Below are 25666 nucleotides of genomic sequence, written 5' to 3' on the forward strand. Positions count from 1 at the left end.
TTTAAACCTTCACTTTATAGTCATATTTTATTGCAATGCGTTCGGCATTGCAATCCACCCATGGCGGAGATCAGAACTGTGCCCGAAGCAGGCGGGAATAGATGCCGCCGCGCTGCTGGAGCTCGTCCGGATCGCCCTGCTCGACGATCCCGCCCTCGTCGATGACGACGATGCGGTCTGCATTGCGGATAGTCGCCAGGCGATGGGCGATGATCAGCGTCGTGCGACCTTTCGACAGTTCCGCGAGCGCCTGCTGGATGGCCTGCTCGGTGACGGTGTCCAGCGCCGAGGTTGCCTCGTCCAGGATGAGGATCGGCGGGTTCTTCAGGAAGATCCGGGCGATGGCAAGGCGCTGTTTCTGACCGCCGGAGAGCTTGACGCCGCGTTCGCCGACGATCGTGTCGAGGCCGGCCGGCAGCATGGCGATCAGGTCGTCCAGCTTGGCGCGTCGCACCGCCTCCATGATCTCCTCTTCCGTGGCGCCCAGCTTGCCGTAGGCGATGTTCTCACGGATCGAGCCGCCGAAGAGGAAGACATCCTGCTGGACGATGCCGATCTGCGCCCGAAGCGATGCCTGCGTGATGTCCCGGATATCGACGCCGCCGATCGAGATGGCGCCGGAACCGACTTCGTAGAAGCGGGGCAGGAGCGAACAGATCGTCGTCTTGCCGGCGCCGGAAGCGCCGACGAAGGCTATGGATTCCCCGTGCCGTATCGTCAGGTTGAGATCGTCAAGCACGCGGCGACCGTCGCGGTAGGCGAAGCTGACGTTCCGGTAGACGATGTCGCCTTCGATATGCGCCATGGCGACCGCGTTCGGCCGGTCGGCTATGTCAGGTTCGGTATCGATCAGGTTCGTGAAGCGGCGGAAGCCGGCAATGCCTTTCGGATAGCTTTCCAGCACGGAGGTGATCTTGTCGATCGGGCGGAAGAAGACGTCGATCAGCAGGATGAAGCTGACGAGGCCGCCATAGCTGAGGCTGTCCTGCATGACGAACCATGTGCCGGTGACCATGACGATCAGCTGCACGAGCCGGGTGCTCAGGTAACTGAGCGCAATGCTGGCCGTCATGTAGGCGTAGGCGTTCAGCTTGGTCTTGCGGTAGTTCTCGTTGTTGACGGAGAAGAGCGCGCGCTCGTGATCCTCGTTGGCAAAAGCCTTGACGACACGGATGCCGCCGACACTTTCGGCGACCCGGTTGTTGAAGTCGCCGACCTGGCCGAACAGCCTCTCCCAATTCTGCGTCATGCGCGCGCCGTAGCGGCTGACCAGCCAGGCCATGAAGGGCACGATGATCAGCGTGATCAGCGCCAGTTGCGGATGCACCACGAACATCAGGGCGAACGCACCGATGAACGTCATGATGGCGATGAAGACGTCTTCGGGGCCATGATGGGCGACCTCGCCGACCTCCTCCAGATCCTTCGTGACGTGGGTGATCAGGCGGCCGGTCTGGTTCTCGTCGAAGTAGGAGAAGGAGAGCTTCTGGAGGTGATCGAAGGCGCTGCGGCGCATGTCCGTCTCGATGCCGACGCCGAGCGCATGACCCCAGTAGTTCACGATCGCCATCAGGATCGTGTTTGTGACGTAAATGCCGAGCAGGACCGCTGCGGCGCCGAGGATCATCCCCCAGTTCCTGCCGGGGAGCAGGTCGTCGATGAAATACTTGATGGCAAGCGGAAACCCGAGTTCGAGCAGGCCGGCCAGCACCGCGCAGCCGAAATCGAGCGCGAAGAGCTTCTTGTAGGGAGCGTAGTAGGAAAAGAAACGGGCGAGCATCGAACCGGAACTCTGCTGCATGCGAAAATGGAGAAACGCCGTCAACTATAACGTGGCGCACGTTTTGGGAAGCCTGTGATGTCACTTTGCCCGTAATGGACGATCACGTTTCGGCTTGGGTGCAGGTTGCGTCGCTCGTTGACCCGGCCACATAGCCGCGGCGCTTCTTGCGCTTCGCCTGCCGGTGCAGGACATCGACAGCTTTTTCGATCGACCCCAGGAAGCACGACTTGCTGCGGCCGCGCGTGCCGATGCGCCCCCAATGGCGCATGACGGCAACCTCTCCGAACAGCGTCGGCTCGAGCGTCAGGGCGTAGAAGCGGGCCATGTTGCAGGCCGGATCGACCCGGCGAAGGAAAACGGGTTCATCGTTCTGGGGGAGGGGCGACGTCTGGCTCATGGCGTGCAGTGTCGGGGAGGCGGATTCCGACGTCCAATGAAAGGTTTGAATCGGTCGCGCCTAACCGATTCATGGCGATGATGGGTGACGTTCCCTGAATGTCGTGACGTGCCTTTGGGCGGGCGGCGATGTCATCCGGTGCCCCGCTTGATAGTTACAAAATTGATAGTTACGAATGTAACCAATTTGGATCTGGCGGAGGAGGCCGGTCATGCTGGACAAATCGGAGGCAGGTGCCCGCGAGGGCGCGGCGATCAGCAACAGCGTCGGCTACATGCCCGGCTTCGGCAACGACTTCGAGACCGAATCCCTGTCAGGCGCGCTGCCGCAGGGGCAGAACAGTCCGCAAAAATGCAATTACGGTCTCTATGCGGAGCAGCTCTCGGGATCGCCCTTCACCGCGCCGCGCGGCACCAACGAGCGTTCATGGCTCTATCGCATTCGCCCGAGCGTGCGCCACACCGGCCGGTTCTCGAATGCGAGCTATCCGTACTGGAAGTCCGCCCCCTGCCTGGACGATCACTCCCTTCCGCTGGGACAGCTGCGCTGGAGTCCTCTGCCGGCGCCCGCCGAGCAGCTGAACTTCCTCGAAGGCATCCGCACCATGACGGCGGCGGGAGATGTCATGACGCAGGTCGGCATGGCGGCGCATGCCTATGTCTTCAATGCCGACATGACGGACGACTATTTCTTCAACGCCGATGGCGAGCTGCTGGTGGTGCCGCAGACCGGCGCGATCCGCGTCTTCACAGAAATGGGCATCATGGATGTCGAGCCGCTGGAGATCTGCCTCGTTCCGCGCGGCATGCTGTTCAAGGTCTCGCGGCTGGGGGAAGGCGATGTCTGGCGCGGCTATATCTGCGAGAACTACGGGGCCAAGTTCACGCTGCCCGATCGCGGACCCATCGGCGCCAACTGCCTGGCCAACCCGCGCGATTTTAAGACGCCGGTCGCCGCCTTCGAGGACAAGGAGACGGCCTGCCGCCTGCACGTCAAATGGTGCGGAAAGTTCTACGTGACCGAGATCGGCCATTCCCCGCTCGATGTCGTCGCCTGGCACGGCAACTACGCCCCGTTCAAGTATGACCTGCGCACGTTCTCGCCGGTCGGCGCGATCCTGTTCGACCATCCGGATCCGTCCATCTTCACCGTCCTGACGGCTCCGTCGGGCGAGGAGGGAACGGCCAATGTCGATTTCGTCATCTTTCCGCCACGCTGGCTCGTGGCCGAGCACACCTTCCGCCCGCCCTGGTATCACCGCAACATCATGAGCGAGTTCATGGGCCTGATCCATGGCCAGTACGACGCAAAGGAAGAGGGTTTCGTGCCGGGCGGGATGAGCCTGCACAACATGATGCTGCCGCATGGCCCGGACGCTACCGGCTTTGGGAAGGCTTCGAACGGCGAACTGAAGCCGGTGAAGCTCGACAACACCATGGCGTTCATGTTCGAGACCCGCATTCCCCAGCAGTTGACGCGGTTTGCCGCCGAGCTCGAGACGCTGCAGGACGATTACATCGAATGCTGGGGTGGGCTGGAACGCAAGTTCGACGGGACGTCGGGCATCAAATGACGGGGAAAAGCAGCATGCCGGCGGCGGCTCGGTCAGCCGCCGCCCTGCCAGGCCTTAACCGCCTCCAGCGGCCAGACCAGCATCAGGATGTTCAGCGCCAGGCCGTCACGGATGAGGTAGGTCGTCACCGCCTCGAAGAGGATGATGATTGCAATGCTGGCCCAGACGGGAAGTCGGGCGGCAAGGACAAAGCCGATCACCATCGCGGCGATGTCTGCCGCCGAGTTGATGATGCTGTCGCCGTAGTAGTCCAGCGAGATGGTCGCCTCGCGATATCGATTGATGATGAGGTCCGTGTTCTCGAAGATTTCCCACGCACATTCGACGACGAGTGCCAGGGCGAGGCGGGTCACGATGCTGGCGCGTGGAAGCAGCCAGGTGAACAGCGCGTAGAACAGGATGCCGTGAATGATGTGGCTCGGCGTATACCAGTCGGTCAGGTGCTGCGAGTTTTCCGAGGACACGACCACGCCATGCCAGAGCTTCACATAACCGCATTTGCAGATCCAGATTCGCCCCATCAGGTGCAGGATTACAGCTGTAACGGCGATGGCGGCGGCGGCGACGCCAAGGGACTTCACAAACGTGCGGTTCAAGCGGGAGATTCCTTAGGCGGGCTGACGTGACAGGCGACGCGTCGAGGTGAAGATGCCATAGTGGCGTGGGAGAATACAAGACCAGGGAGAGAGCATGAAACTTGCCACACTCAAGGATAGCACCCGCGACGGCAGGCTGGTGGTCGTGTCGAGGGATCTGACCCGCTGTTCGGAAGTCGGGCACATCGCCCGCACATTGCAGGCGGCGCTAGACGACTGGGCGCATGCCGGTCCGCGTCTGGCTCGCGTTGCGGAAGGCATCGAAACCGGCTCGCAGCCCACCATCCGCTTTCATGAACACGAAGCGGCCTCGCCTTTGCCGCGTGCCTATCAATGGGCTGACGGTTCGGCCTATGTGAACCATGTGGAACTGGTGCGCAAAGCCCGCAACGCCGAAATGCCGACGAGTTTCTGGACCGATCCGCTGATCTATCAGGGTGGCTCGGACAGCTTTCTCGGCCCGCGCGATCCGATCGTGATGGCGGATGCAGCCTACGGCATCGACATGGAGGGGGAGATTGCGGTTGTCGTCGACGACGTGCCGATGGGCGCAAGCGTCGAAGAAGCCCGCGCTTCCATCCGGCTTGTGATGCTGGTCAATGACGTGTCGCTGCGCGGCCTAATCCCGGGAGAACTTGCGAAGGGTTTCGGTTTCTTCCAGTCCAAGCCGTCTTCTGCGTTCTCGCCGGTTGCCGTCACGCCGGACGAACTGGGAGAGGCCTGGGATGGCGGCAGGCTGCACCTTCCGCTGCTCGTCTCGCTGAACGGCAAACCGTTCGGGCGCGCCAATGCCGGCATCGACATGACCTTCGATTTCGGCCAGCTCATCGCGCATGCGGCATGGACCCGGCCGCTGGTGGCGGGCTCCGTGATCGGCTCGGGCACGGTTTCCAACAAGCTCGATGGCGGACCGGGCAAGCCCGTATCGGAAGGGGGTGCCGGCTATTCCTGCATCGCCGAGATCCGCACCATCGAGACGATCGAGTCCGGTGCGCCCAAAACCCCGTTCATGACCTTCGGCGACACGGTGCGCATCGAGATGAAGGACGGCGCGGGCCATTCGATCTTCGGTGCGATCGAGCAGACGGTGAAGCAATACCAACGCGACTGACGAGAGGGGCGCGTTCGACCAGTCGACGGGAGGACCCGCCCGCGTCGCGACACGGGAGACATCATGTCGAACGAAACCGTTCTCTATGACTATTGGCGCTCATCGGCGAGCTATCGGGTCCGTATCGCTCTCAACAGCCTCGGGATCGCCTATCGAACGGTACCGGTGGACCTGCTGGATGGCGAGCACAAGGCGGCTACGCATCTTCGCCGCAATCCACAAGGTCTGGTGCCCGCGCTTGAAATCGACGGTCTGATGATGACGCAATCGCTTGCGATCATAGAATACCTTGCCGAAACCCGCGGCGGATCGGGATTGCTGCCCGAAGATGCTCCCGGTCGCCAGCGGGTTCGGGCGCTCGCCTATGCGATTGCCATGGACATTCACCCGATCTGCAATCTGGGTGTGGTCGGCCACGTGATGGAATTGACGGCGGGCGACGACGTGGCGAGAAGGGCGTGGATGAGGAAGTTCATCGGCGAGGGTCTCCTGGCCGTCGACCGGATGCTGGACGATCCGCGAACCGGGGTCTTCTGCCATGGCGATAGTCCGACGATGGCCGACATGTGCCTCGTGCCGCAGGTCTATAATGCGGAGCGATGGGGTGTCGATCTTTCGGCGCTGGGTCGTGTACGACGCGTCGTTGACCTCTGCAACGAACGGACGGCCTTTCGTGACGGCCATCCCGACCGGGTGAAATTGCAATCCGCAAGAGATGTGCCATTTTGCGGCGAATAGAAGCAACGGCAGGCCCGTCATCAATGCGATGGGGCAGTGCGTCGAATCCTTGCAGCTACGGCGTTCATTTCGTCGATGGCAGGGTGCGGCGCCGTCGTTTTCCCCACGCATATGGCATTCCATTGAGAAGCATCGTGGCGCCGGTACCGCGGCGATCCAAAGCCCGCAATTGGCCGCCAGCGCGTAATCTCGGATAGACGATCCATGAGCGAACCAACCCAAGCCTTTGTCCCGCGTTTTGCCGACGACCGCCTGCTGCCGCGCAACACGCTCCGTTCCCTGCCGATCGCGTTGTTGCGGGCGCGCGAGGCTGTGATGAGCCATTTTCGTCCGATGCTTGCGGCATACGATGTGACGGAGCAGCAGTGGCGGGTCATCCGCGTGCTGGCGGAGGCGGGGACGCTGGACGCTTCGGAGGTCGCCGAGAAGGCTTTCATTCTGGCGCCGAGCCTGACCCGAATGATCAAGTCGCTCGAGGAACGCGGTTACATCACCCGCAGCAAGGACAAGGAAGACGGGCGACGGATTCTGCTGGAAGTCGCTCCCGCCGGCATAGCGCTTATCAACGCGGTTACGCCGAGCACGCATGCAATCTACACCGAAATAGAGCAGCGGTACGGAAAGGAGCGGGTGGAGCACCTGATCGACCTGCTGGAGGAGATGGCGATGCTAAAGGAGACATCGCCAGCCGGTCGCGAGCATTGAAATGCCCTCCGAGCACCAAACGTAAAGCGCCTCCGCCATGACGACATGGCGGAGGCGCTTTTGATCTGAGCTGCTGGCGAATGGCCAAGGCACATCCGCGTGCCGGTTTTAGGCGACGTTCCCCATGCAGAGATATTTCATCTCCAGATAGTCGTCGGCGCCGTGCGTGGAGCCTTCGCGCCCCATGCCGGACTGCTTGATGCCGCCAAAGGGTGCCGCTTCCGAAGAGATCAGGCCCGTGTTGATGCCGACCATCCCGTATTCCAGCGCCTCGGCAACCTTCCAGACCTTCTTCAGGTCTGCGGCATAGAAATAGGCCGCAAGGCCGAATTCCGTGTCGTTTGCCTGGGCAATGACGTCCTCGACCGTCTCGAAACGGAAGAGCGGTGCCACCGGACCGAAGGTTTCCTCGCGCGCGACCTTCATCGTCCTGTCCACGCCCGTCAGGATCGTGGGGCTGAAGAAGGTGCCCTTGCCGTCGACGCGCTTGCCGCCGGCAACGACCTTTGCGCCCTTGGACACCGCATCGGCGATGTGCGCCTCGACCTTGTCGATGGCCGCCTCCTCGATCAGCGGGCCGATCGCGACGCCAGCTTCGAAGCCGTTGCCGACAGAAAGCTGGCTCACCTTCGCGGCGAGTTTCTCGGCAAAGGTGTCGTAGATCTTCGACTGGACGTAGATGCGGTTCGCGCAGACGCAGGTCTGGCCTGCGTTGCGGTACTTCGAAACGAGCGCTCCCTCGATGGCGGCATCGACATCGGCGTCGTCGAAGACGATGAAGGGCGCGTTGCCGCCGAGTTCGAGGCTCACCTTCTTGATCTGGTCGGAGCACTGGCGCATCAGGATGCGGCCGACTTCGGTGGAGCCGGTAAACGAGATCTTGCGGACCTTTGGGTTGAAGCAGAGCTCTTTGCCGATCGCCGGGCCGTCGGTGCCGATGACGACGTTGAATACGCCGGCGGGAACGCCCGCCTTCTCCGCAAGTACTGCGAGGGCAAGCGCCGATAGCGGCGTCTGCTCCGCCGGCTTGGAAACCACCGTGCAGCCGACCGCGAGCGCCGGCGCCACCTTGCGAGCGATCATCGCGGAGGGGAAGTTCCACGGGGTGATCGTTCCGACGACCCCGACGGGCTGCTTGATCACCAGCATGCGCTTGTCGGCGGACGGGGCGGGTATGGTTTCGCCGTTGATGCGCTTGGCTTCTTCCGCATACCACTCGACGTAGGACGCGGCGTAGAGGATTTCGCCTCTCGCGTCCGCGAGCGGCTTGCCCATCTCTGCAGTCAGGATCGCTGCGAGTTCGTCGGCATTGGCGATCATGAGGTCGTGCAGCTTGCGCAGGATGGCGCTGCGCTCCTTGGCAGGCCGTGCGGCCCAGGGACCTTGTGCCTTGTATGCGGCGTCGATGGCAGCAGCGGTCTCCTCCGCCCCCATCTCCGGCAGTGTGGCCAGCTTTTCGCCGGTCGCTGGATTGAGAACATCGAAGGTCGAACTGCCGTTGCCGCCGACCCAGCTGCCGTTGACATAGCCGGAATCGCGCAGGAAATCCGTGGATTTCAGGTGCCTGGTAAGGGCGTCGTAGAAGGCCATTTCGTCATTCCTTCAGGTATCACGCAGGGTGCGCCCGGACGGTCTTGTCCAGGCGTGGTTGCTGTGGGCAGGTTGCAGGTTCGGCCTTGCGTCAGCCGCGGGCTTCGATGATCGCGGCTTCGAGGATATCGAGAGCTTCGGCGAAGACCTCGTCCTGAACCGTGAGTGGCGCAAGGAAGCGGATGACGTTGCCGTGGACGCCGCAGGTGAGCAGGATCAGGCCCTTCTCAAGAGCCTTGAGCCGCACCTTGTTGGCAAAGTCCGCACTCGGCAGCTTGGTCGTCATGTCGTTGAACTCGACCGCGTTCATGAATCCGGGCCCGCGCACGTCGACGATTTCCGGAACCTTGTCCCGCAGCGATTCAAGACGCTGCTTGAGGCGGTTGCCCAGGTTGGTGGCGCGGTTGCAGAGATCCTCGTCCTTGATCACGTCGATTACGGCGTGCGCCGCGGCCACGCCCAGCGGGTTGCCGGCATAGGTGCCGCCGAGGCCGCCCGGGCCTGGCGCGTCCATGATCTCCGCACGGCCGGTCACAGCCGCAATCGGGAAGCCGCCGCCGAGGCCCTTGGCCATCGTCGTCAGATCCGCCACGACGCCGTGATGCTCCATGGCGAAGAGCTTGCCGGTGCGGGCGAAGCCGGTCTGCACTTCGTCGGCAATCAACAGGATGCCGTGCTGGTCGCAGATTTCGCGGATCTGCTTCAGGAATGCCGTGGTTGCCGGGTAAAATCCGCCTTCGCCCTGCACAGGCTCGATGATGATCGCGGCGACGCGGTTCGGGTCCACATCGGCGGCAAACAGCTTCTTCAGCGAAGCGAGCGACTGTTCCGCCGTCTGGCCATGCAGCTCGACGGGGAAGGGGATGTGGAAGACGTCGCCCGGCATCGCGCCGAAGCCGACCTTGTAGGGAACGACCTTGCCCGTCAGCGCCATGCCCATGAAGGTGCGGCCGTGGAAGCCGCCGCCGAAAGCAACGACCGCCTGGCGGGCGGTCGCGGCGCGGGCGATCTTTACGGCATTTTCGACGGCTTCTGCGCCAGTCGTCACGAAGATTGTCTTCTTGGCGAAGTTACCGGGGACGAGCTGGTTCAGACGCTCGGCAAGCTCAACGTAGTTCTCGTAAGGAACGACCTGGTGGCAGGTGTGGGTGAAGCGGTCCAGCTGCTTCTTGACCGCTTCGATGACGCGCGGATGCCGGTGGCCGGTGTTGACCACCGCGATGCCCGCGGCGAAGTCGATGTAGCGGTTGCCTTCCTTGTCCCAGATCTCCGAATTCTCGGCGCGGTCGGCATAAATCTGCGTGGTCATGCCAACCCCACGGGAGATGGCAGCGTTCTTGCGGTCTGTAAGGGAGGAGGTCGCGGTCATGATGCAGATCCTGGCGCTAGAGAAAGGCTATATCTTGCATTTTTTCTGCAAGACTTTGTGGAATAGCTACATTTTTTCTGTAAGATTGCAACGGGTATTTTGTTACTGAACGGCCCTTTCGACAACGGCGGGAAACGTCGTGCCACGCACCGCTTCGCAAGCTGTTATAACGCGGCAATTATACAGGAATCAGGATTGATTGGCATGAGCGAGCGGGACAACGTTCACTACAAAGTAGCGGAGGCGGCCCGCATGGCCGGCGTCTCCGCGTCCACGCTCCGCCTTTGGGAAAGTCAGGGGCTGGTCGTGCCCGGACGTTCGGACACCGGCCACCGGCAATATAGTGCCGATGATGTGGCGCGACTGAAGAAAATCGCCTGGTACCGCACCGAGCGGGGCCTGAATCCGGCGGCGATACGGCAGGCGCTGGACAGCGAGGGCGCCGGCTTGGAGGCGGGCGCCGCCATGACGGTTGTCGATGGTGATGCATCGCTTGGTGTGGGCCGCAAGTTCCGGGCCTTGCGTCATGCGGCAGGCAGGACGCTCGACCAGGTCGCAGGCGACATCGGCATTGCGACCTCCGTGCTTTCGACGTTCGAGCGCACGTCTCAGGGGGTGACGTTCCGGGTGATGCACGACCTTGCAGAATACTATGGCACCACGGTCTCGAAGCTGTCGGGCGAGGACGAGGCCGAGCTGCGCAGCCTCGTGCGCGCCGGCGAGTGGAAGTTCTGGCCGGAGACGTCACCGGGCGTGACCGTGCAGGTGTTGGCGGACGGGCGCAACATGATGGATTGCCATCGCTTCGTGCTGTCCCCCGGCGCCTCGAGCGACGGGGCCTACCGGCACGAGGGCGAGGAATTTATCCATGTGCTTTCCGGTCGTTTCGAGATGGTGCTGGACGGGGACGAGTTCCACGACCTTGGACCGGGGGACTCGCTCTATTTCGACAGCCGCCGCCATCATTCCTGGCGCAATCGCCACGACGGCGAGACGGTGCTCATCTGGATCAATACCCCGCCGACGTTCTGAGACCTGTACGGTTTCGCGCGATTGCAGACGGGTCGTTTCTTACCAATGCGCTATTGAACTGTCGGCGACGGCCGGGCGCATTGTTGGAAGGCGACAGTCGGCTGCGCGGGCGCACGCTGCCGAGAGATCGGGCCGGGATCCGGCTCCCGGGGCGGCTGGCACTCGATTGTTATCCCCACGATGCCGTCCCAACCCTTCAGGATGATGTCCCGTGCCCGCTGCTGTTCCTCGATGGTCGGGAAAACGGGTTCGGCGCGACCGCTTTTTCCGTCGCTCTCGGGGCTCGGCAGGTCCTGCAGGAGGTTCACCGGAACCTTGCGTTCCCGCAGCAGCGCTCCAAGCCGGATCGGGTGGCAGCGGCCGGCAAGCATGATCAGTTGCACCTCGTCTGAATAAAGATGTTCCATCCAGAGCCGTGCAGCATTCGGACGCCGCGCATATGCGCTGATGGCCTGCGCATAAACGCCGGCCACGATGCCTGTTCGCGGACGGACGACGGTGATGCGCGTCTTGCCCGCAAGTGCATCGCGATCGCCGAGTGCCAGATGATCCCAGCGGATCAGAACTGGTGTGCGGCCGTCAGCAAGGGTTTCGGCGTTGCCGATCATGGGTGCGAGATTGCCGCGCCGGTTCAGTTCGGCAAAAAACTCCAGTCCGCGCTGAGCAGCCTCCTCGATCCGCCCATTCGTTGCCGAGAGGCCCGCGGCCAGCACCGTCTGGATCGTCTGGTTCGAGCCTGGCGCGCCGGCGATCCCGATCGCATTCCTGAACTCCGGCGATGCGAGGTCCGGCCAATCAACGGGAAGGCGGGCGACACGGTCGGCATTCACTTCAAAGACGAGGAGCCCATAGTAATCGCCGTACCAATAGCCGTTAGGATCCTTTGCCGCCTCGGGAATGGAATCCCATTTCGATACCTTATACGGTTGCAGCAACCCCTCGCTTCTTGCGGCTTCCGCGAAGGACAGACCCACGTCGATGACGTCCGGCACCATCGGATCGTCATTGCCACGACTTGCTCGAACAATATCGAGTTCCGTCTCTGAAGACGCTTCCGGTTGCAATTCGTCCACCGCCAGGCCGTACCGCGCCTTGAAGCCGTCGATGATGCGACCGTAATTGCACCAGTCTCGCGGCAGGGCGATCACCGCAAGACGCCCCTCCTTTTGGGCCGCCGCCACGAGTTCGTCCGGCGGAGCGGCCGCCGCAATGATGGTGGTTGCAAAAAGCACAAATGCCGATGTTGCAAGAAAGCCCGTCGCTGCCGGCAATCGTCTCATCGTCGCCCCTCCATCCCACCGTGGACAACGCGGCAGAATTCTACCACTTCGGCGGAGTGCAGGCCATGCTGGCGATGCGTGGCGACCTAGGCAGTGGGCGATTTTGCGCCGATCGCGCCTGCACGCGGTAGCAGCAGCCGCATCGCGTTCAGCGTTACCAGCACCGTCGCACCGGTGTCGGCGAAGACGGCGATCCACAGGCCGGTGATGCCGAAGACCGTGGTGATGAGGAACACCGCCTTCAGGCCGAGGGCGATGGCGACGTTCTGGCGGATGTTCGCCATGGTCGCCCGGCCGAGCGCGATTGCGCGCGCGACATCCACGACGCGGTTACCCATCAGTGCCACGCCTGCGGTCTCGCGCGCCAGGCCGGTGCCGGAGCCCATCGCCATGCCGACGCTGGCTGCGGCCAGCGCCGCCGCATCGTTGATGCCGTCACCGACCATCACCACGCCGCGCTTCTGCGACATCGCCTTCAAAGCCTCGACCTTGTCTGCCGGCAACAATCCGCCGCGCGCGTCGTCGATGGAAAGGGCACGGCCGATGGCGGCCGCCGTCGCCGGATTGTCGCCGGAAAGCATGACAGTCTCGACGCCAAGAGCCCTGAGCGCCTCTATGCCCTGGCGGGCGTCGTCGCGCGGCTCGTCGCGTAGCGCGATGGCCCCTATGCCGACGCCATCGGCGATGATCACGGCGATGGTATTGCCGGCCTGCTGCATCGTCTTGATTCTGTCTGCAAGCGCAGGCCCGATCTTGCCCTCCTCGGCTGCGAAACGTGGCGCGCCGATGAAGATCGCGCGACCGTCCACCAAGCCGGAAACACCGCGGCCCGCCAGCGCCTTGACGCTCGACGCGATCACCGACGCCAGGCCCTTTGCCTTCGCCTCTGCAACGATCGCTTCTGCCAGCGGATGGTTCGATCCCGCCTCGATGGCCGATGCGAGCGCCAGCAGTTCGGCCGCGCCGCCTTCGACGGCATGAACCTCGGTCACTGCCGGCTTGCCCTTCGTCAGCGTGCCCGTCTTGTCGAAGGCCACGACGTCAGCCTTGGCGATCGTTTCCAGAATGACGCCGCCCTTGACGAGAATGCCAGCACGCGCGGAGGAAGACAGCGCCGAGGCCACCGCCGCGGGAACGGAAATGACCAGCGCACACGGGCAGCCGATCAGGAGAAGGGCGAGGCCGCGATAGATCCAGGTGTCCCAGTCGCCGTCGATGACCAGCGGCGGAATGACGGCGACAAGCAACCCGAGGGCTGCAACCAGCGGCGTGTAGATCCGCGAGAACGCGTCGATGAAACGTTCGGCCGGCGCCTTGGCGTCCTGCGCCTCCTCGACGAGCTGGACGATGCGGGCGATCGTGTTGTCTGAGGCCGTCTTTTCTGCGCGGATCCTCAGCGCCGCATCGACGACGATGGAGCCTGCGAAAACCTTCTCTTTCGGACCGCGCGAAACCGGAACGCTTTCCCCGGTAATGGCCGCTTCGTCCAGATGCGCGCGCCCCTCGACGACGGTGCCGTCGGCAGCGACGTGGTCGCCGGGGCGGGCAAGCACGATCTGGCCGGGACGTATCTCGGAGGCGGGAATTTCGCGGACGAGCCCGTTCTCCTCGATGAAGGCCCGATCGGGAACGAGGGAGGCGAGCGCCTGGATACCAGCACGGGCGCGCCCGGCGGCATAGGCTTCCAGAACTTCTCCGCTTGCGAAGAGGAAGACGACGACAGTCGCCTCGGCCGGCTCGCCGATCAGGACGGCGCCGAATACGGCGATCGTCATCAGCATTTCAATCGTGAACGGCGCGCCCGCGCGTGCTGCTGCGAACGCGCGGCGCGCGAACGGCAGCGCCAGCAGGATCGCTGCCGCGACGAACATCCAGTGCCCCACCTGCGGGGAGAAATGGCTTACGGCGAAGGAGAGCGCCGTGGCAGCGCCGCCGACGATGGCATGCAGTCCCTTGAAGGTTCTCCACCACGCGATAGGCACTGGTCGCCGCGCGGGCTCGTCTTCGGTGAGCAGCTCGGCGCCGTAGCCGAGGCTTTCCACGCGATCGCGCACGGCTGCAAGCGGCGTCTTTGTCTCGTCGAGCGAGACCGACATCATCTCCCGGGTGACCGAGACGCGGACGTCCGATACGCCCTCCATGCCGCCCACGGCCGTGCGGATCGTATTTGCGCAGCTGGCGCAATCCATCCCCGACACACGCAGGCGCCGGTAACCGTCGCCTGCCTCCGGGAGCGCGGTGTCGGCAACGGCGCGACCGTCGGATGCGCAGCTTGCACCGTGCGCGTGTCCCGCGTGCTCGTCGTTGTGGCCTTGGTCGCAGGTCTCTGCCGCCTCCGCATGGGCATGCCCACCGCAGCAGGCGTGGTCATGGCCCGCATTCGCGTCTTGGTCGCGCTTGTGCTCTTCCGCGGGGGAGGGCGTGGCGGAGGCTTGGGGACGGTGATCGTGCATTGCAAATCTCCTTGATTTGCACCACCTATAATTCCTGTAGTCACTAGAGCTTCAAGCGGAAAAATTCATGGAACACGTCTTTTCTATCGGCAAGCTCGCCGCAGCCAGCGGGTCGAAGGTCGAGACGATCCGCTACTACGAGGCGATCGGCCTTCTGCCGGAGCCGGAACGCAATGCCGGCAACCAGCGCCGCTACTCCGCGCGCCACTATGACAGGCTCGTGTTTATTCTGCACGCGCGCGACCTTGGGCTTTCGATCGATGCCATACGGCAGCTGATCGATCTCTCCTCGCATCCCGACATGCCTTGCCACGATGCTGACGAAATCGCACGACGCCAGCTGGAGGACGTCCGCCAACGCATCGCCCGGCTGAAGCTGCTGGAGGCGGAACTCGAGCGGACGCTTTCGGATTGCAGTCACGGCACGATCGCCGAATGCAAGGTAATCGAGACACTGGCCCAGTGCGGTGCCTGCGAACGTCACCAACGTCCGCCGCGTTGACGCTGGCGCCAGTCCGTTCCAGGCCTTGGTAATGCCGCGGTATGCGTGTAGGCATAGGCGGATGAACGAGAAAAAGCGACCGATGCGGATGGGCAAGATGGCCGTGGGCGCAGCCGTGGCTGCCGGCCTTCACGTCGCACCCCTTGCCTCGGAGGCGGCCGGTGCGGCCTCCGCGCCCGCCATGGCGCCGGCGCGCGACCCGAACATCGCCGTCCAGGAGGAATTCGATCTGGCACGCCAGAGTGGTACGGCAGAGGCCTTTGATCTTTTCATCCGGCGCCATCCGAAACATCCGCTGGCGGCGGTGGCACGCGAGGAGCTTCGCAAGCTCGGCGGAAAATAGGAAGGATCCCGGCTGCTGCGCTTGCAGCCCTTCGAAGAGTAGAGCGATGGCCGATCATTCCACCTACGAACTTGCTCGATTTCATGAGGCGCAAGCGGGGACCTATTCCCGTGCGCTGGGCGAACTGAAGCGCGGGCGGAAGGAAACCCACTGGATGTGGTTCATCTTTCCGCAGTTCGAAGGACTAGGCCTGTCGGCGATGTCGCAACGCTATGCGATCCGATCCCGAGGCGAGGCGCGGGCCTATCTCGCCGACCCTATCCTCGGCGGCAGGCTCCGGGAATGCGTCGCCGCGCTTCTTGCCGTCCCCGACAAATCGGCGCATGCGATCATGGGTTCTCCCGATGACAGGAAGCTGCAATCCTGTCTGACCTTGTTTGCAGCGATCGGCGATGATCCAGCGCTTTTCGAACAGGCATTGTCGCACTTCTATGATGGAGTGACGGACCAGGAGACGCTGAAATTGCTGTCAAGGCATCCCTAGGCAAGCGCTCTGTGCCGCCACACAAGGCGCGCGAAAGACACTTCGCCCGCCCGACTGGACCGTGGCGGCCTGAGATGCGGGGCTGTGACTTTGCGGACGCAGCCTCCTCCAAGGCCCGTTCAGGCCCCTACTTCCCGACATTGTCCGCTAGATATCATCGGCGTCTCGCGTCTCTCGTCCCACGGAGCGGCAGATGTGCGCATAAATTGACCGAAAGGGAAAAATTTTTTGCATCTGTCGGTTTTGCGCGCAGTTTTCTGCGCTCCGCGCAACCGAAATATCTGCGATCTAATGATCACCAGCCAATGACCAGATACGGAGATCGACATGTCCTGGTTCAAGACCCTTGCCGCTGCCTCGCTCCTGCAGGCGGCTTTCCTGCTTCCGGCACATGCCGGCGAGAACCTTGCCGCGATCCAGTCCGCCGGCGTCCTCAAGATCGGCACCGAAGGGACCTACGCTCCCTTCACCTATCACGACAAGTCGGGCAAGCTCGTCGGATTCGACGTCGAGATCGGCGAGGCGGTCGCCAACCGCCTGGGCGTCAAGGCGGAATTCCTGGAGGGTAAATGGGACGGATTGATCGCCGGTCTCGACGCCAACCGCTACGATGCGGTGATCAACCAGGTCGGCATTACCGATGCGCGCAAGCAGAAGTACGACTTCTCCGATCCTTACATCGCTTCGAAGGCTGTGCTCATCGTGCGCGGGGACGACGACAGCATCAAGGGCTTCGCCGATCTGAAGGGCAAGACTTCCGCCCAGTCGCTGACCTCCAATTTCGGCAAGCTTGCGCAGGAAAGCGGTGCCGAGCTCGTCGGCACAGACGGATTCGACCAGTCGATCCAGCTGGTGCTGACCGGCCGCGCCGACGCGACGATCAACGACAGCCTCTCCTTCCTCGATTTCAAGAAGCAGAAGCCGGATGCGAACGTCAAGATCGTGGCCGAACAGCCGGGCGCCGATTACTCCGGCATCATCGTGCGCAAGGGCGAGCCGGAACTGGTCGAGGCGTTGAACAAGGCGTTGGGCGAGATCAAGGCCGACGGCACCTATCAGAAGATTTCTGACAAGTATTTCGGCCAGGACGTTTCCAAGTAAGCCTCCCAGATCTCGATGGGCCCCCGGAGCACGGATCGTGTTTCCGGGGCCCCTGCTTGTCGCCGAACCGCTTCCTCTCGAAAACGAGGTGACGCGGCCGCCGCTCCTCCTGTAGATTGCCCGCATTTCGCAGCTTTCGCGTCGGTTCGCATGTCCGTCGCCTGTTTCCGGAGTCCGCCTTGCCGCACTGGCTTCAACTGATGCTCGAATCGCTCGGCCCGCTTTTGTGGGCCGGTCTCATCTTCACGATCCCGCTGACGCTTCTGTCGTTCGCCTTCGGTCTGACACTCGGACTGCTCGTTGCGATCGTTCGCCTGTTCGCTCCCGCACCGTTCGTGGCGATCGCCCGCTTCTATGTGTGGATCTTTCGAGGGACGCCGCTGCTGGTGCAGTTGTTCGTGATCTTCTACGGGCTTCCGAGCGTCGGCATCCTGCTCGATGCGTTTCCGGCTGCCCTGATCGGCTTTACGCTCAACGTCGGCGCCTACACGTCCGAAATCATTCGCGCGGTCATCGCCTCGGTGCCGCGCGGCCAGTGGGAGGCGTCCTACTCGATCGGCATGACCTGGGGGCAGGCGATGCGCCGCACAATCCTGCCGCAGGCTGGCCGCACTGCTGTGCCGCCGCTTTCCAACACCTTCATATCGCTGGTCAAGGACACGTCGCTTGCCGCAGCGATCACCGTTCCGGAGCTTTTCCAGACGGCGCAGCGCATCGTCGCTACCACCTACGAACCGCTGATCCTCTACATCCTCGCAGCGCTGGTCTACCTCGCCATGAGTTCCGTGCTCTCCGCGTTGCAGGTGCGGCTGGAGAAACGCTTTGCCCGCTACGGCGGGTTCCTGGAGGCACGCGCATGATCGAGCTGACGAACATCGAGAAGCGCTTCGGCGACAATGTCGTGCTGAAGGATGTCAGCGTCGACATGCCCGAAGGCACGGTGACGGCGCTGGTCGGGCCATCCGGCGGGGGAAAGAGCACCCTGCTTCGATGCGTCAACCTGCTCGAGATACCGACCAGCGGCTCCGTGCATATCGGCGACGAGGTGCTGACCTTTTCACCGGGTGTGAGGGTCCGCTGGGTCGACATCCAGCGCCTGCGCCGGCAGACGGGCATGGTGTTCCAGAATTTCCAGCTTTTCCCCCACCGTACCGCAGTGGAGAATGTGATGGAGGGGCTGGTGACCGTGCTGCGGTGGCCAGCGGAACGCGCGCGGGCGCGGGCGATGGAGCTGCTGGAAAAAGTCGGGATGGTGCACAAGGCCGATGCCTGGCCGGCGACGCTCTCCGGCGGGCAGCAGCAGCGCGTGGCGATCGCTCGTGCGCTTGCGCCATCGCCGCGTGTGCTGCTGTGCGACGAACCGACCTCGGCGCTCGACCCGGAGCTGGCGGAAGAGGTTGTGGATGTGCTGGGTCGGCTCGCCCGCGAAGGCACGACGATGATGATGGCCACGCACGACCTTCGCCTTGCTTCGCGCGTCGCCGACAAGGTCGTCTTCCTCGACGGCGGTTCCATCGTGGAAAGCGGCCCGCCGGGCAAGATTTTCTCGCAGCCGGAGCGCGAGCGCACCAAACGCTTCATCGCCTCGCTGAATGTCACGGCCGATTATGTGATCTGAGCTGGCTCGACGTTTGCCGCCGATCGGTGAAAGAAAACGCATCGTTTGCTTTCGTTGAGCGAGTCGGACATCGTGCCGCCATGCATTACGATACGCGCAATCTCGATCTCGCGACGCTCTTTCTGCCCTGCTGCAGGGCGGTGGAGGCGCTGGCGCGGATGGACGAGCGCGTTTTGCGCTCCACGATCCGCGAGGGGTTTCTGCAGCGCCAAGACTTTCAGGACGCCGCCGCCTCGCTTTGGGTCGATGGCGAACTGGTACATGTGGAGGATCTCGTCCTGCACGATGCGCGCATGGATGTGCGCACGCCCACGCACGAGCTGACGATCGCCCATTCCGTACTTCGCGCGCGGCGCCAGATCTTCGATCAGCCGCCGCCCTGGGCATTGACAGCTGCGGGGCTGGCACGCCTGCGCGGACGCGCGGAGGAAGGGCGTAGCGACCAGATGGCGGTATCGGCTTCGCCGACGTTGGATGGCGCTGCGGCCGGCGATGGCGACCGCGACGACGCAGCGGACGATGAGGTGGGCGCCGAGTTTGCGGAAATCGATGCGCTGCTGGCGCGCAGCAGCGCCGTGCTCGACGACGTGATCGCGCCTTCGGTGCGCACCAGCCGCTCCCAGCGCGATCCACTGGTGTACGATGCCGATTGGGACGAGGAGGAACGCCTGGCGGAATGGCGTGCGGTGTTTGCGCAGACGGCCGGTCTGCCTGCCGTCCTGCGTGCGGCGCTCCTGCTCGATGCCTGGAACAGGCTGCAGGTTCTTCAACATATCCCCTGGCTCGGCCGCCAGCTCGTCGCGTCGTTCCTCAGAAGAGAGGCGAGTACTGGAGCCCATCTCACCGCCGTGAATGCCGGCCTGCGCGCCGTCGCGCGCGAGCGCCGTCACGCCCCGGATCGCCAGACGCGATTGCTGGCGATCCTCGAAGGTTTCGAACTGGCGTCCGAACTGGGTCTGAAGACGCACGACCGGCTGGTTCTGGCGAAGCTGCAGCTGGAGCGGCGGCTGGTCGGAAAACGCGCCAATTCGAAGCTACCCAAGCTGGTTGATCTCGTCATCGCGCGTCCGGTGGTGTCTGCCGGCATCATCGCCAAGGAACTCGGCGTCACCCCGCAGGGCGCACTCGGGCTTGCCGCCGAGCTGCAGCTTCGCGAGATCACCGGGCGCGAACGTTTCCGCGCCTGGAGCATCCTCTGACCGGTGAAGAAGTTCCCGTCACCTGTCCCGGAAGGGGATCGGTGCATACATCTCGATGATCTGCAGGAGGGCGTCTCCAGGCGGTTGTTCGGCGAACACCCGGTGCGGGTCGATTGTGTCCTCGACCTCCGGAGGGAAGAATGCGCGCCAGGCATCGCTACGCCATGTGGCGATATCGCTGTCCGCCACCGTTGGCTTTCCGGTGCGCACGGTCAGGATGCGGCCGTAGAGCGGACCTTTTTCCGGCGGCACCGGCGGATTTCCCGTTTCGAAGGGTTCGAGCGTGATGTTGCCGCTGCCGTCCGCTTGGCCGTCCGGGGAATGATAGAGGCCAACGTAGGCTTCGTCGGTTCCGCCCGCGCCGTTGGCGATCCCTGCAGTCACCAGAAGCAGGCTGAACAGCCCCTGGTCTTTCCGGCCCGCCGCCCGCTCCTTCGCAAGTCCGTTCGTTGCAGGCCAGCCACCTGCCGCAGCGAGCAGCAGCTTTGCTCTGTCTTGCGGATGGAGCTGCAGCGGAAGGCTGTCCACGGGCACCTTGCCGAGCCGGCCAAGCACCTCCATGTTGGGCAGGAATTGCGTCCAGCGCCCTTCGGTCGGCTCCGACAGCTGGAGTGCGCTGCTGACCCGGATGTCGCCTACGCTCGCGCAGGTCTTTTCAACCTTCATGTCGAGCGTCAACGGCTCGCCCGACGTATCCTCGGTGCCGCCGGGAGGCGGAGCGTTGAACCAACGGTCCTGCCATGCGAGGAACCAGTGCCCACCGGTTTCTCGCAGCAGCAGCACGATGTCGAACCACGCATAGCGCGGTCCGCCAGCATTTTCGGGGTCGATCAGGGACGACCGGCGAACCGCTATGACACGTGCGTCGAAGCCGGACGCTTTCATGTCGAGCGTTCCTTCCCCGAAATCGAGCGCCCACTTCCCGCCGGCGCGAACGCCCTTGACCGTAAGCTCCCGGTTTCCGGCGCCGAGCCGGGCTTGCAGCACGAGCTGGATCGTTGCCTTTTCGCCGCTCGCGGCGATGTCGTGCTGGGTCAGCGAAATCTGCGCTGATGTCGAGTGGATCGGCGAAGCCTGCACGTCGTCCCAGTAGCTTTCGGTGGCTTCGGCGAGGGCGAGGCGGCGGAAGGCGATCTTGCCCATCCACCAGGCGGCGGGATCGGTATCGGCAAAGCCGGGCGCCCGGACGGCGAAGGAACTGTTTAGGAAGAGGCCGGTTGCGGTACCGGTGTCGAAGCCATGTCCGAGCGGACCTGCAACCGCGAGCGGCGCCACGCTCGTGAGTTCTTCAATCTTCGGGGAGACGGAAGCCTGCGTTTGGCGCCCCAGTCCGTGGGTTCGCACCAGCGGGTCGGGACCGAATTCGGCCGCACGCGCGGGGGTCTCCTTGCCGGTTTCGGGATCGACCAGTTTCCTGCGATAGGCGATCTCTGTGCCGGCGAGCAGCCAATCGGCAAGGCCGGCCTGTTCGTACCAGGCGCCGTCAACGATCACCAGCACGCCGGATACCGGCGAAAGCTCGCCGCCATCCTGCACAGCCCTCGTCAATGGAAGGACCGCCTTGATGCCCGGTTTCGGCGGAGGTTTCGTTGCCGTGGCAGGCCGCAGCATCCGGTACCAGCCGGTGGTCCAGCTGGCGCCGGCATTTGCCCAAAGGGCGCGCGGGCGTTCGAGCGCAATCCCGGCCCTCTCGTAGGCCGCCGTGTAGCGCGATACGGCGCGTGCCCTGAAGCGGAGATAGCGGGCCGGCTCCAGGCGCTGCGGCGCGTTGAGTGCGATGCGTATGGGGAGAGGCTGCGGTGGGTCGCCCGCGGTGACGGTCTCGGAAATCGGGACCGTTACCGTGAGATCGCCGAGCGTCTCGTCCAGCCGCTCGGCAAAGCCGAAGACGTCCCAGAGCAGGGGATAGCTTGACGGCGAGGGCGGTTCGCGCCGGTTCGCCGGATTGCTGTCGTTTGGATCTGCAGGGTCCCCGGCGGGAAAATCGTTGAAGCCGGCTGCCGGCTTGAACGGGAAGGCCGGCAGCGGCCGTCCCGTCCATCGCCAGGCCTGCGTGCCAACGGTGATCGATCCAACGGCGTCCATCGCAACGCTCGGCGTACGAGTGAACTCCAGACGGATATCTCCACCGCGTTCGTCTGCAGCCGCGGAGCCGCCTACGACACGGCCAGCTATGGCGGCGGCAAGTTCGGTCCGGGAGGGCATTTCCTGGGACGCGCCCTCGACGGCGAAGGCATGCAGGCTGAACAGGCGATAGGCATGGCCGTCCTTGTCCACCGGCAGTGCGCGGTCGGGCAGAGGCTTGTCGGGCAGGCTGCCGACGCAACTGTTACGCACGACCCGATCGAAGCGGCGCTGGCCGTCGGGCAAGACCGGATCGCTGAAGCGTTCCCTGCGCACGGCTGCGAATATCTGCACGATCACCACGTCACCGGCAGCCAGCGTGACCGTCAGGCTGTCCTGGTCGAACAGGTCGTCATCCTGGCCTCCAAGCCTGCAATTCAGCATGAACGGCGACCTTGTGGCGAACGGTGCATCGACCGTCGTGCCCGGTTGCCATTGCCATGCCCATGGCAGTATCAGCGGAGCAAAGGCGCCGTCCGCAGCAACATTTGCGCCATCGCGCCGCACGCGCACGACGCGGATGGCAAGCCCGTCCACCGCCGGATCCTGCAGGACGAGGTCCTCGCGGATTTTTGCAATCCTCCTTTGCAGTTCTTCGGCGTCTTTCCCCCGTGCCGTCGCAAGCTGCCTTTCGCATTCATCGAGCTCCTGCGTCAGTGCTTGCTGCCGGTCCCGCAAGCCTTTTCGAAAGGTGCGAAATTCGTCGCGGTTCGGGTCGTCGCCTGCCAGTAGAGCCTCGTCCAAGGCGATCCATCTGTCGAAATCCTCAAGCGGCGTGACCGGCGGATCGATACGCAGTTGCAGCTTGCCGCACCTGCCATCGACCTTGCCGCGGCTGCCGTCGGCAAGAAGAACCGCCGTCTTCATTTTCAGTGGCCGGTTGGCCGAAGAGGACGGGGTTGGAAACCACGGCTCGACCACTTGCGATGGCAAGAGTATTTCCTCCGCCAGCGGACGCGTTTCCTTGCCGGGAACGAGCGGATGGTAGCTTTGCCCATCCGGCATGGGATTGGCTGCCACACGCAACGCGCCAATGCCGGTGCGGCGCAGATAGGTGAAGCGGCGGACGATGTCGCTGTCGGCTTCAAAGAGGTCATCTGTCAGCTTCTCCGTCGCAAGCAGGGCCGGATGCTCCGTCTTTCTGATCATTTCCGGCAGCGCTCCCTGATTGGAGATACCGAATGGAGCGATCTCGTAGGTCGCGCCATAGGTGAGGAACGGAATGAGCGTTGCCCTTGGTGCGCCGTCCTGCTTCGCCGGTTGAACGAGCCGTACGATCCGGGGATCGGGGTCATTGTCCGGTTGGCGTTCGATCGCTGTGCTGTCCTGCATGTCGCCGATGATCGGATGATTGTCATAGACGACCGTTGCCTGCGGCGCGGGGCCGATGTAGCCGACCGGCAGTGCACCGAGTACGGTCCTGTCCGCCATCTTGAACTCGACCGGACAGGGGCCGCTGCCAAGCTTCTGGTCCGGATCGATTTCCGCATAGGATGCCGTCAGGCAGCACCAATCGCCCGGCGGTTGCGACCGGCGCATGAGAATGCCGTAGCCGGCGAGGTCGTCGTTGAAATCCGCCTCGGAGGACCGGCTGACGACGAAACGGTCGATCTGCAGGGCCAGCGGATGGGCGTCGGGTGCCAGAGGGCCGCTCAGCAATGTTTCGCCGCCATCGTCCATGTCGGGCTCGGCGAACCACGATCGGACACGCCCGGCAACGGCAGCGTCGAGCGCGTCCGCGAATGCATCGCGAACGCCGGCCGGTAGCGCTGCGACCCGTCCATGAAGGCTTTCGTAGGCGGCTTCCAGCCCCGCCGCTGACCCTGTCGTCTCACAGAGTGTGCCGAGAGCATAGGCTCCGATCGCCTCGCGGATGCTGCCTTTCTCCGTCTCGCTTCCGCGCAGGAGATCGATATCGCGCGCGGTGCCTGGCGCAGACTTGCGCCAGATGCCGGCATCACAGATCCAGGGCAAGTCTATGTTGGCGCGCCGCAGAACGGAGACCATGTCGAACTGCTGCTGCAGCAGGCGCGCGAAGGCTTCGGCCGCATCGACCAGCCAACGCTGGAAGGTAGTGTCGGCTTCGGCCGCCTTGCGCCAGATGGCGAGCTGGATGGCGGCCGCATTGGCGGGGTCTACCGCGGCATCCACGATCTTGCGCAAGGGTGCCGCCTCATAGGGGCCATCGAGGTCCGGCGCACCGGCGGTCTGCTCGGTGATCGCCACTACGAAGGCCTCGCCGTCCGTAGGCAGATCCAGTGCCGGCGCGATGACGCCGGCGAGCAGCGCGACCCATGCGGACAGCGCCGCGCCGGCACCTGTTCCGCCCATGCGAACCGCGTCGCGAAACGCCTTGTCGTCCTGTTCCAGCAGCGTGGCAAACCGCGCGGCACCTTCTGCATCAAGTTTCGCTTCGCGGACCAGCAGATTGACCTGCGCTATGATCGTCCGGTGAGCCGGCGAGCCATTCGGTCCTTCGAGCACCGAGCCGTCCGGCCTCGTGACGAGGCCAGGCCCGACGATGTCGCGCAGGGCGGCAAGCGTGGCAAGCGTCAGGCGGCGGGCACCTTCGCGTCTGTCGCCCGCAGCGATAGAGGCGTTCAGCGGTGATCCGGGTGCTGCGGCATCGCCCTCGAGAGCAAGCAGGAGGAGGCGCGGCAGGTCGAAGCCCTCGCTCGCACGCGCCGGAAGCTGCGCGAGCCAGTCCTCGAACCCGATGCCGGCGCGCGGGTTGTCGGATGCCGCGTCGCTATGCCTGCGTCGCACCCATAGGGTTTCGAGGTCGATGAAGCTCGCCGCACTTGCCGGAACCGAGACAGGATCGATCGCCCGGCAGATCGCTTCGACGGCATAGATGGTGAAGGGGGCCTTGTACGGGATGGTCGCGATTGCGGATGTGCCGCTGCCCGACCATACGACCTGTGAGAAATCGGGTTCCAGAACCGTTCCGGAAATCAGCTTGAGCCGGGGTGCTGCCACCATCAGGCATTTTTCGCCAGCGTTCGGTTTCCTGATTGCTGTCAGTCTGGCGAACCGGACAAGGTTGAGGACGCCGTGCGGTATCGGCGCTGGCAGGCAAGCGAGGGCGGCCATAAGCGCTTCGTAGCGGTAATCACGCTTGTCCTCGTAGGTCTCGTCGATGCGCTGCCTGGAGTTGTCGTCCCCGAGCCCGGCCAGCACGAACGGGCAAAGCTGGGTGAAGTTTGCCGTATGTTCGGCTGATGCCAGCTCGGCAAGTGCGGCGTGACGAAGCGCGGCAATAGCCGCGTCCGTCAACTGGTAGTCCGGTGTGCCAGCACCGCCGCCGGCGGGAAGGGGGATGTCCTGAAGGGTGAAGCCGCTGGGGTCGGTAACCGGCGGTGCCGTTGGATTTCCGGCGGGAAAGGACGCCCAGAGCGCTTCGAATTCGACATCGCCGCCGATCCAGGGAAACAGCGGACCGGCCCCCTTCTCCAGCCGGTCGAGATAGCCGGAAAAGTCCGCGCCTCCGGCCTCCGGCAGGGGCAGCTCGCGGACGTCGGAGAACAGGGGTTCGGCGGCCTTGGCGACATCCTCGTCCAGATCGGTGGCGCGAAGTGCAGCGCCTGTCAGGCGCATGCCGACCACGGGCGCGTCCTTTGCGCCGGGGGCGCGCACGAGATCACAAAGAAGCACGAATTTCATCGCGT

At 63.8% G+C, this 25666-nt stretch carries 20 protein-coding genes; 12 read left to right on the plus strand and 8 right to left on the minus strand.

Going from position 1 to position 25666, the window contains the following annotated elements:
• Positions 1–70 precede the first annotated feature (70 nt).
• Complete coding sequence (locus HV823_RS08345; protein ID WP_176949438.1) at positions 71–1780, minus strand: ABC transporter ATP-binding protein; 1710 nt, start codon at positions 1778–1780, stop codon at positions 71–73.
• Between the two features lie 103 nt (positions 1781–1883).
• On the minus strand, positions 1884–2180 hold the full coding sequence (locus HV823_RS08350; RefSeq protein WP_176949258.1) for a WGR domain-containing protein: 297 nt from the start codon (positions 2178–2180) through the stop codon (positions 1884–1886).
• 211 nt (positions 2181–2391) lie between these two features.
• On the opposite strand from HV823_RS08350, the gene hmgA reads away from it, so the two are divergent.
• A complete protein-coding gene (gene hmgA, locus HV823_RS08355) occupies positions 2392–3753 on the plus strand; it encodes a homogentisate 1,2-dioxygenase (RefSeq protein ID WP_176949259.1) in 1362 nt (453 codons plus the stop codon).
• 32 nt (positions 3754–3785) lie between these two features.
• Here hmgA and HV823_RS08360 read toward each other — a convergent pair whose 3' ends face one another.
• A complete protein-coding gene (locus HV823_RS08360) occupies positions 3786–4358 on the minus strand; it encodes a DUF2585 domain-containing protein (RefSeq protein ID WP_176949439.1) in 573 nt (190 codons plus the stop codon).
• Between the two features lie 85 nt (positions 4359–4443).
• Between HV823_RS08360 and HV823_RS08365 the strand changes: the two genes are divergently transcribed.
• The 3 genes from HV823_RS08365 to hpaR all read left to right on the plus strand — a co-directional run bounded on the left by HV823_RS08365 (position 4444) and on the right by hpaR (position 6903).
• Positions 4444–5460 (plus strand): fumarylacetoacetate hydrolase family protein, encoded by a 1017-nt coding sequence (locus HV823_RS08365; RefSeq protein ID WP_176949260.1) that lies wholly within the window; start codon positions 4444–4446, stop codon positions 5458–5460.
• Positions 5461–5523: 63 nt separating this feature from the next.
• Positions 5524–6198, plus strand: coding sequence for a maleylacetoacetate isomerase (gene maiA, locus HV823_RS08370; protein WP_176949261.1), 675 nt, complete (start codon positions 5524–5526; stop codon positions 6196–6198).
• A 204-nt stretch (positions 6199–6402) separates the two neighbouring features.
• Complete coding sequence (gene hpaR, locus HV823_RS08375) at positions 6403–6903, plus strand: homoprotocatechuate degradation operon regulator HpaR (RefSeq protein ID WP_176949262.1); 501 nt, start codon at positions 6403–6405, stop codon at positions 6901–6903.
• Between the two features lie 108 nt (positions 6904–7011).
• Here the strand turns inward: hpaR and HV823_RS08380 are convergent, their stop codons facing one another.
• Together HV823_RS08380 and HV823_RS08385 are read right to left on the minus strand one after the other, a co-directional pair.
• Positions 7012–8493 (minus strand): NAD-dependent succinate-semialdehyde dehydrogenase, encoded by a 1482-nt coding sequence (locus HV823_RS08380; RefSeq protein ID WP_176949263.1) that lies wholly within the window; start codon positions 8491–8493, stop codon positions 7012–7014.
• Between the two features lie 91 nt (positions 8494–8584).
• Positions 8585–9862 (minus strand): 4-aminobutyrate--2-oxoglutarate transaminase, encoded by a 1278-nt coding sequence (locus HV823_RS08385; protein ID WP_176949264.1) that lies wholly within the window; start codon positions 9860–9862, stop codon positions 8585–8587.
• Positions 9863–10066: 204 nt separating this feature from the next.
• Between HV823_RS08385 and HV823_RS08390 the strand changes: the two genes are divergently transcribed.
• Positions 10067–10894 (plus strand): MerR family transcriptional regulator, encoded by an 828-nt coding sequence (locus HV823_RS08390; RefSeq protein WP_176949265.1) that lies wholly within the window; start codon positions 10067–10069, stop codon positions 10892–10894.
• A gap of 50 nt (positions 10895–10944) precedes the next feature.
• Here HV823_RS08390 and HV823_RS08395 read toward each other — a convergent pair whose 3' ends face one another.
• A complete protein-coding gene (locus HV823_RS08395; protein WP_176949266.1) occupies positions 10945–12174 on the minus strand; it encodes an ABC transporter substrate-binding protein in 1230 nt (409 codons plus the stop codon).
• 86 nt (positions 12175–12260) lie between these two features.
• Complete coding sequence (locus HV823_RS08400; RefSeq protein ID WP_246300975.1) at positions 12261–14627, minus strand: heavy metal translocating P-type ATPase; 2367 nt, start codon at positions 14625–14627, stop codon at positions 12261–12263.
• A 67-nt stretch (positions 14628–14694) separates the two neighbouring features.
• Between HV823_RS08400 and HV823_RS08405 the strand changes: the two genes are divergently transcribed.
• The 7 genes from HV823_RS08405 (at position 14695) to HV823_RS08435 (ending at position 19874) form a co-directional block, all read left to right on the plus strand.
• The gene (locus tag HV823_RS08405; protein WP_176949267.1) at positions 14695–15129 is read left to right on the plus strand and encodes a MerR family transcriptional regulator; all 435 of its coding nucleotides are present in this window, start codon (positions 14695–14697) and stop codon (positions 15127–15129) included.
• A 61-nt stretch (positions 15130–15190) separates the two neighbouring features.
• A complete protein-coding gene (locus HV823_RS08410; protein WP_176949084.1) occupies positions 15191–15472 on the plus strand; it encodes a hypothetical protein in 282 nt (93 codons plus the stop codon).
• Between the two features lie 46 nt (positions 15473–15518).
• Positions 15519–15956, plus strand: a complete 438-nt coding sequence (locus HV823_RS08415; RefSeq protein ID WP_176949268.1) for a DUF1810 domain-containing protein — start codon at positions 15519–15521, stop codon at positions 15954–15956.
• Positions 15957–16283: 327 nt separating this feature from the next.
• Positions 16284–17057 (plus strand): amino acid ABC transporter substrate-binding protein, encoded by a 774-nt coding sequence (locus HV823_RS08420; RefSeq protein WP_176949269.1) that lies wholly within the window; start codon positions 16284–16286, stop codon positions 17055–17057.
• A 179-nt stretch (positions 17058–17236) separates the two neighbouring features.
• Positions 17237–17917, plus strand: a complete 681-nt coding sequence (locus HV823_RS08425; RefSeq protein ID WP_176949270.1) for an ABC transporter permease subunit — start codon at positions 17237–17239, stop codon at positions 17915–17917.
• Complete coding sequence (locus tag HV823_RS08430) at positions 17914–18675, plus strand: amino acid ABC transporter ATP-binding protein (RefSeq protein WP_176949271.1); 762 nt, start codon at positions 17914–17916, stop codon at positions 18673–18675. The genes HV823_RS08425 and HV823_RS08430 overlap by 4 nt, the downstream gene beginning before the upstream one ends.
• A gap of 80 nt (positions 18676–18755) precedes the next feature.
• Positions 18756–19874, plus strand: coding sequence for an RHE_PE00001 family protein (locus HV823_RS08435; RefSeq protein ID WP_176949272.1), 1119 nt, complete (start codon positions 18756–18758; stop codon positions 19872–19874).
• Positions 19875–19892: 18 nt separating this feature from the next.
• Here the strand turns inward: HV823_RS08435 and HV823_RS08440 are convergent, their stop codons facing one another.
• A complete protein-coding gene (locus HV823_RS08440) occupies positions 19893–25661 on the minus strand; it encodes a hypothetical protein (protein ID WP_176949273.1) in 5769 nt (1922 codons plus the stop codon).
• Between the last annotated feature and the right edge of the window lie 5 nt (positions 25662–25666).

This window comes from Mycoplana rhizolycopersici, from assembly GCF_013378445.1.
Classification (GTDB): domain Bacteria; phylum Pseudomonadota; class Alphaproteobacteria; order Rhizobiales; family Rhizobiaceae; genus Mycoplana; species Mycoplana rhizolycopersici.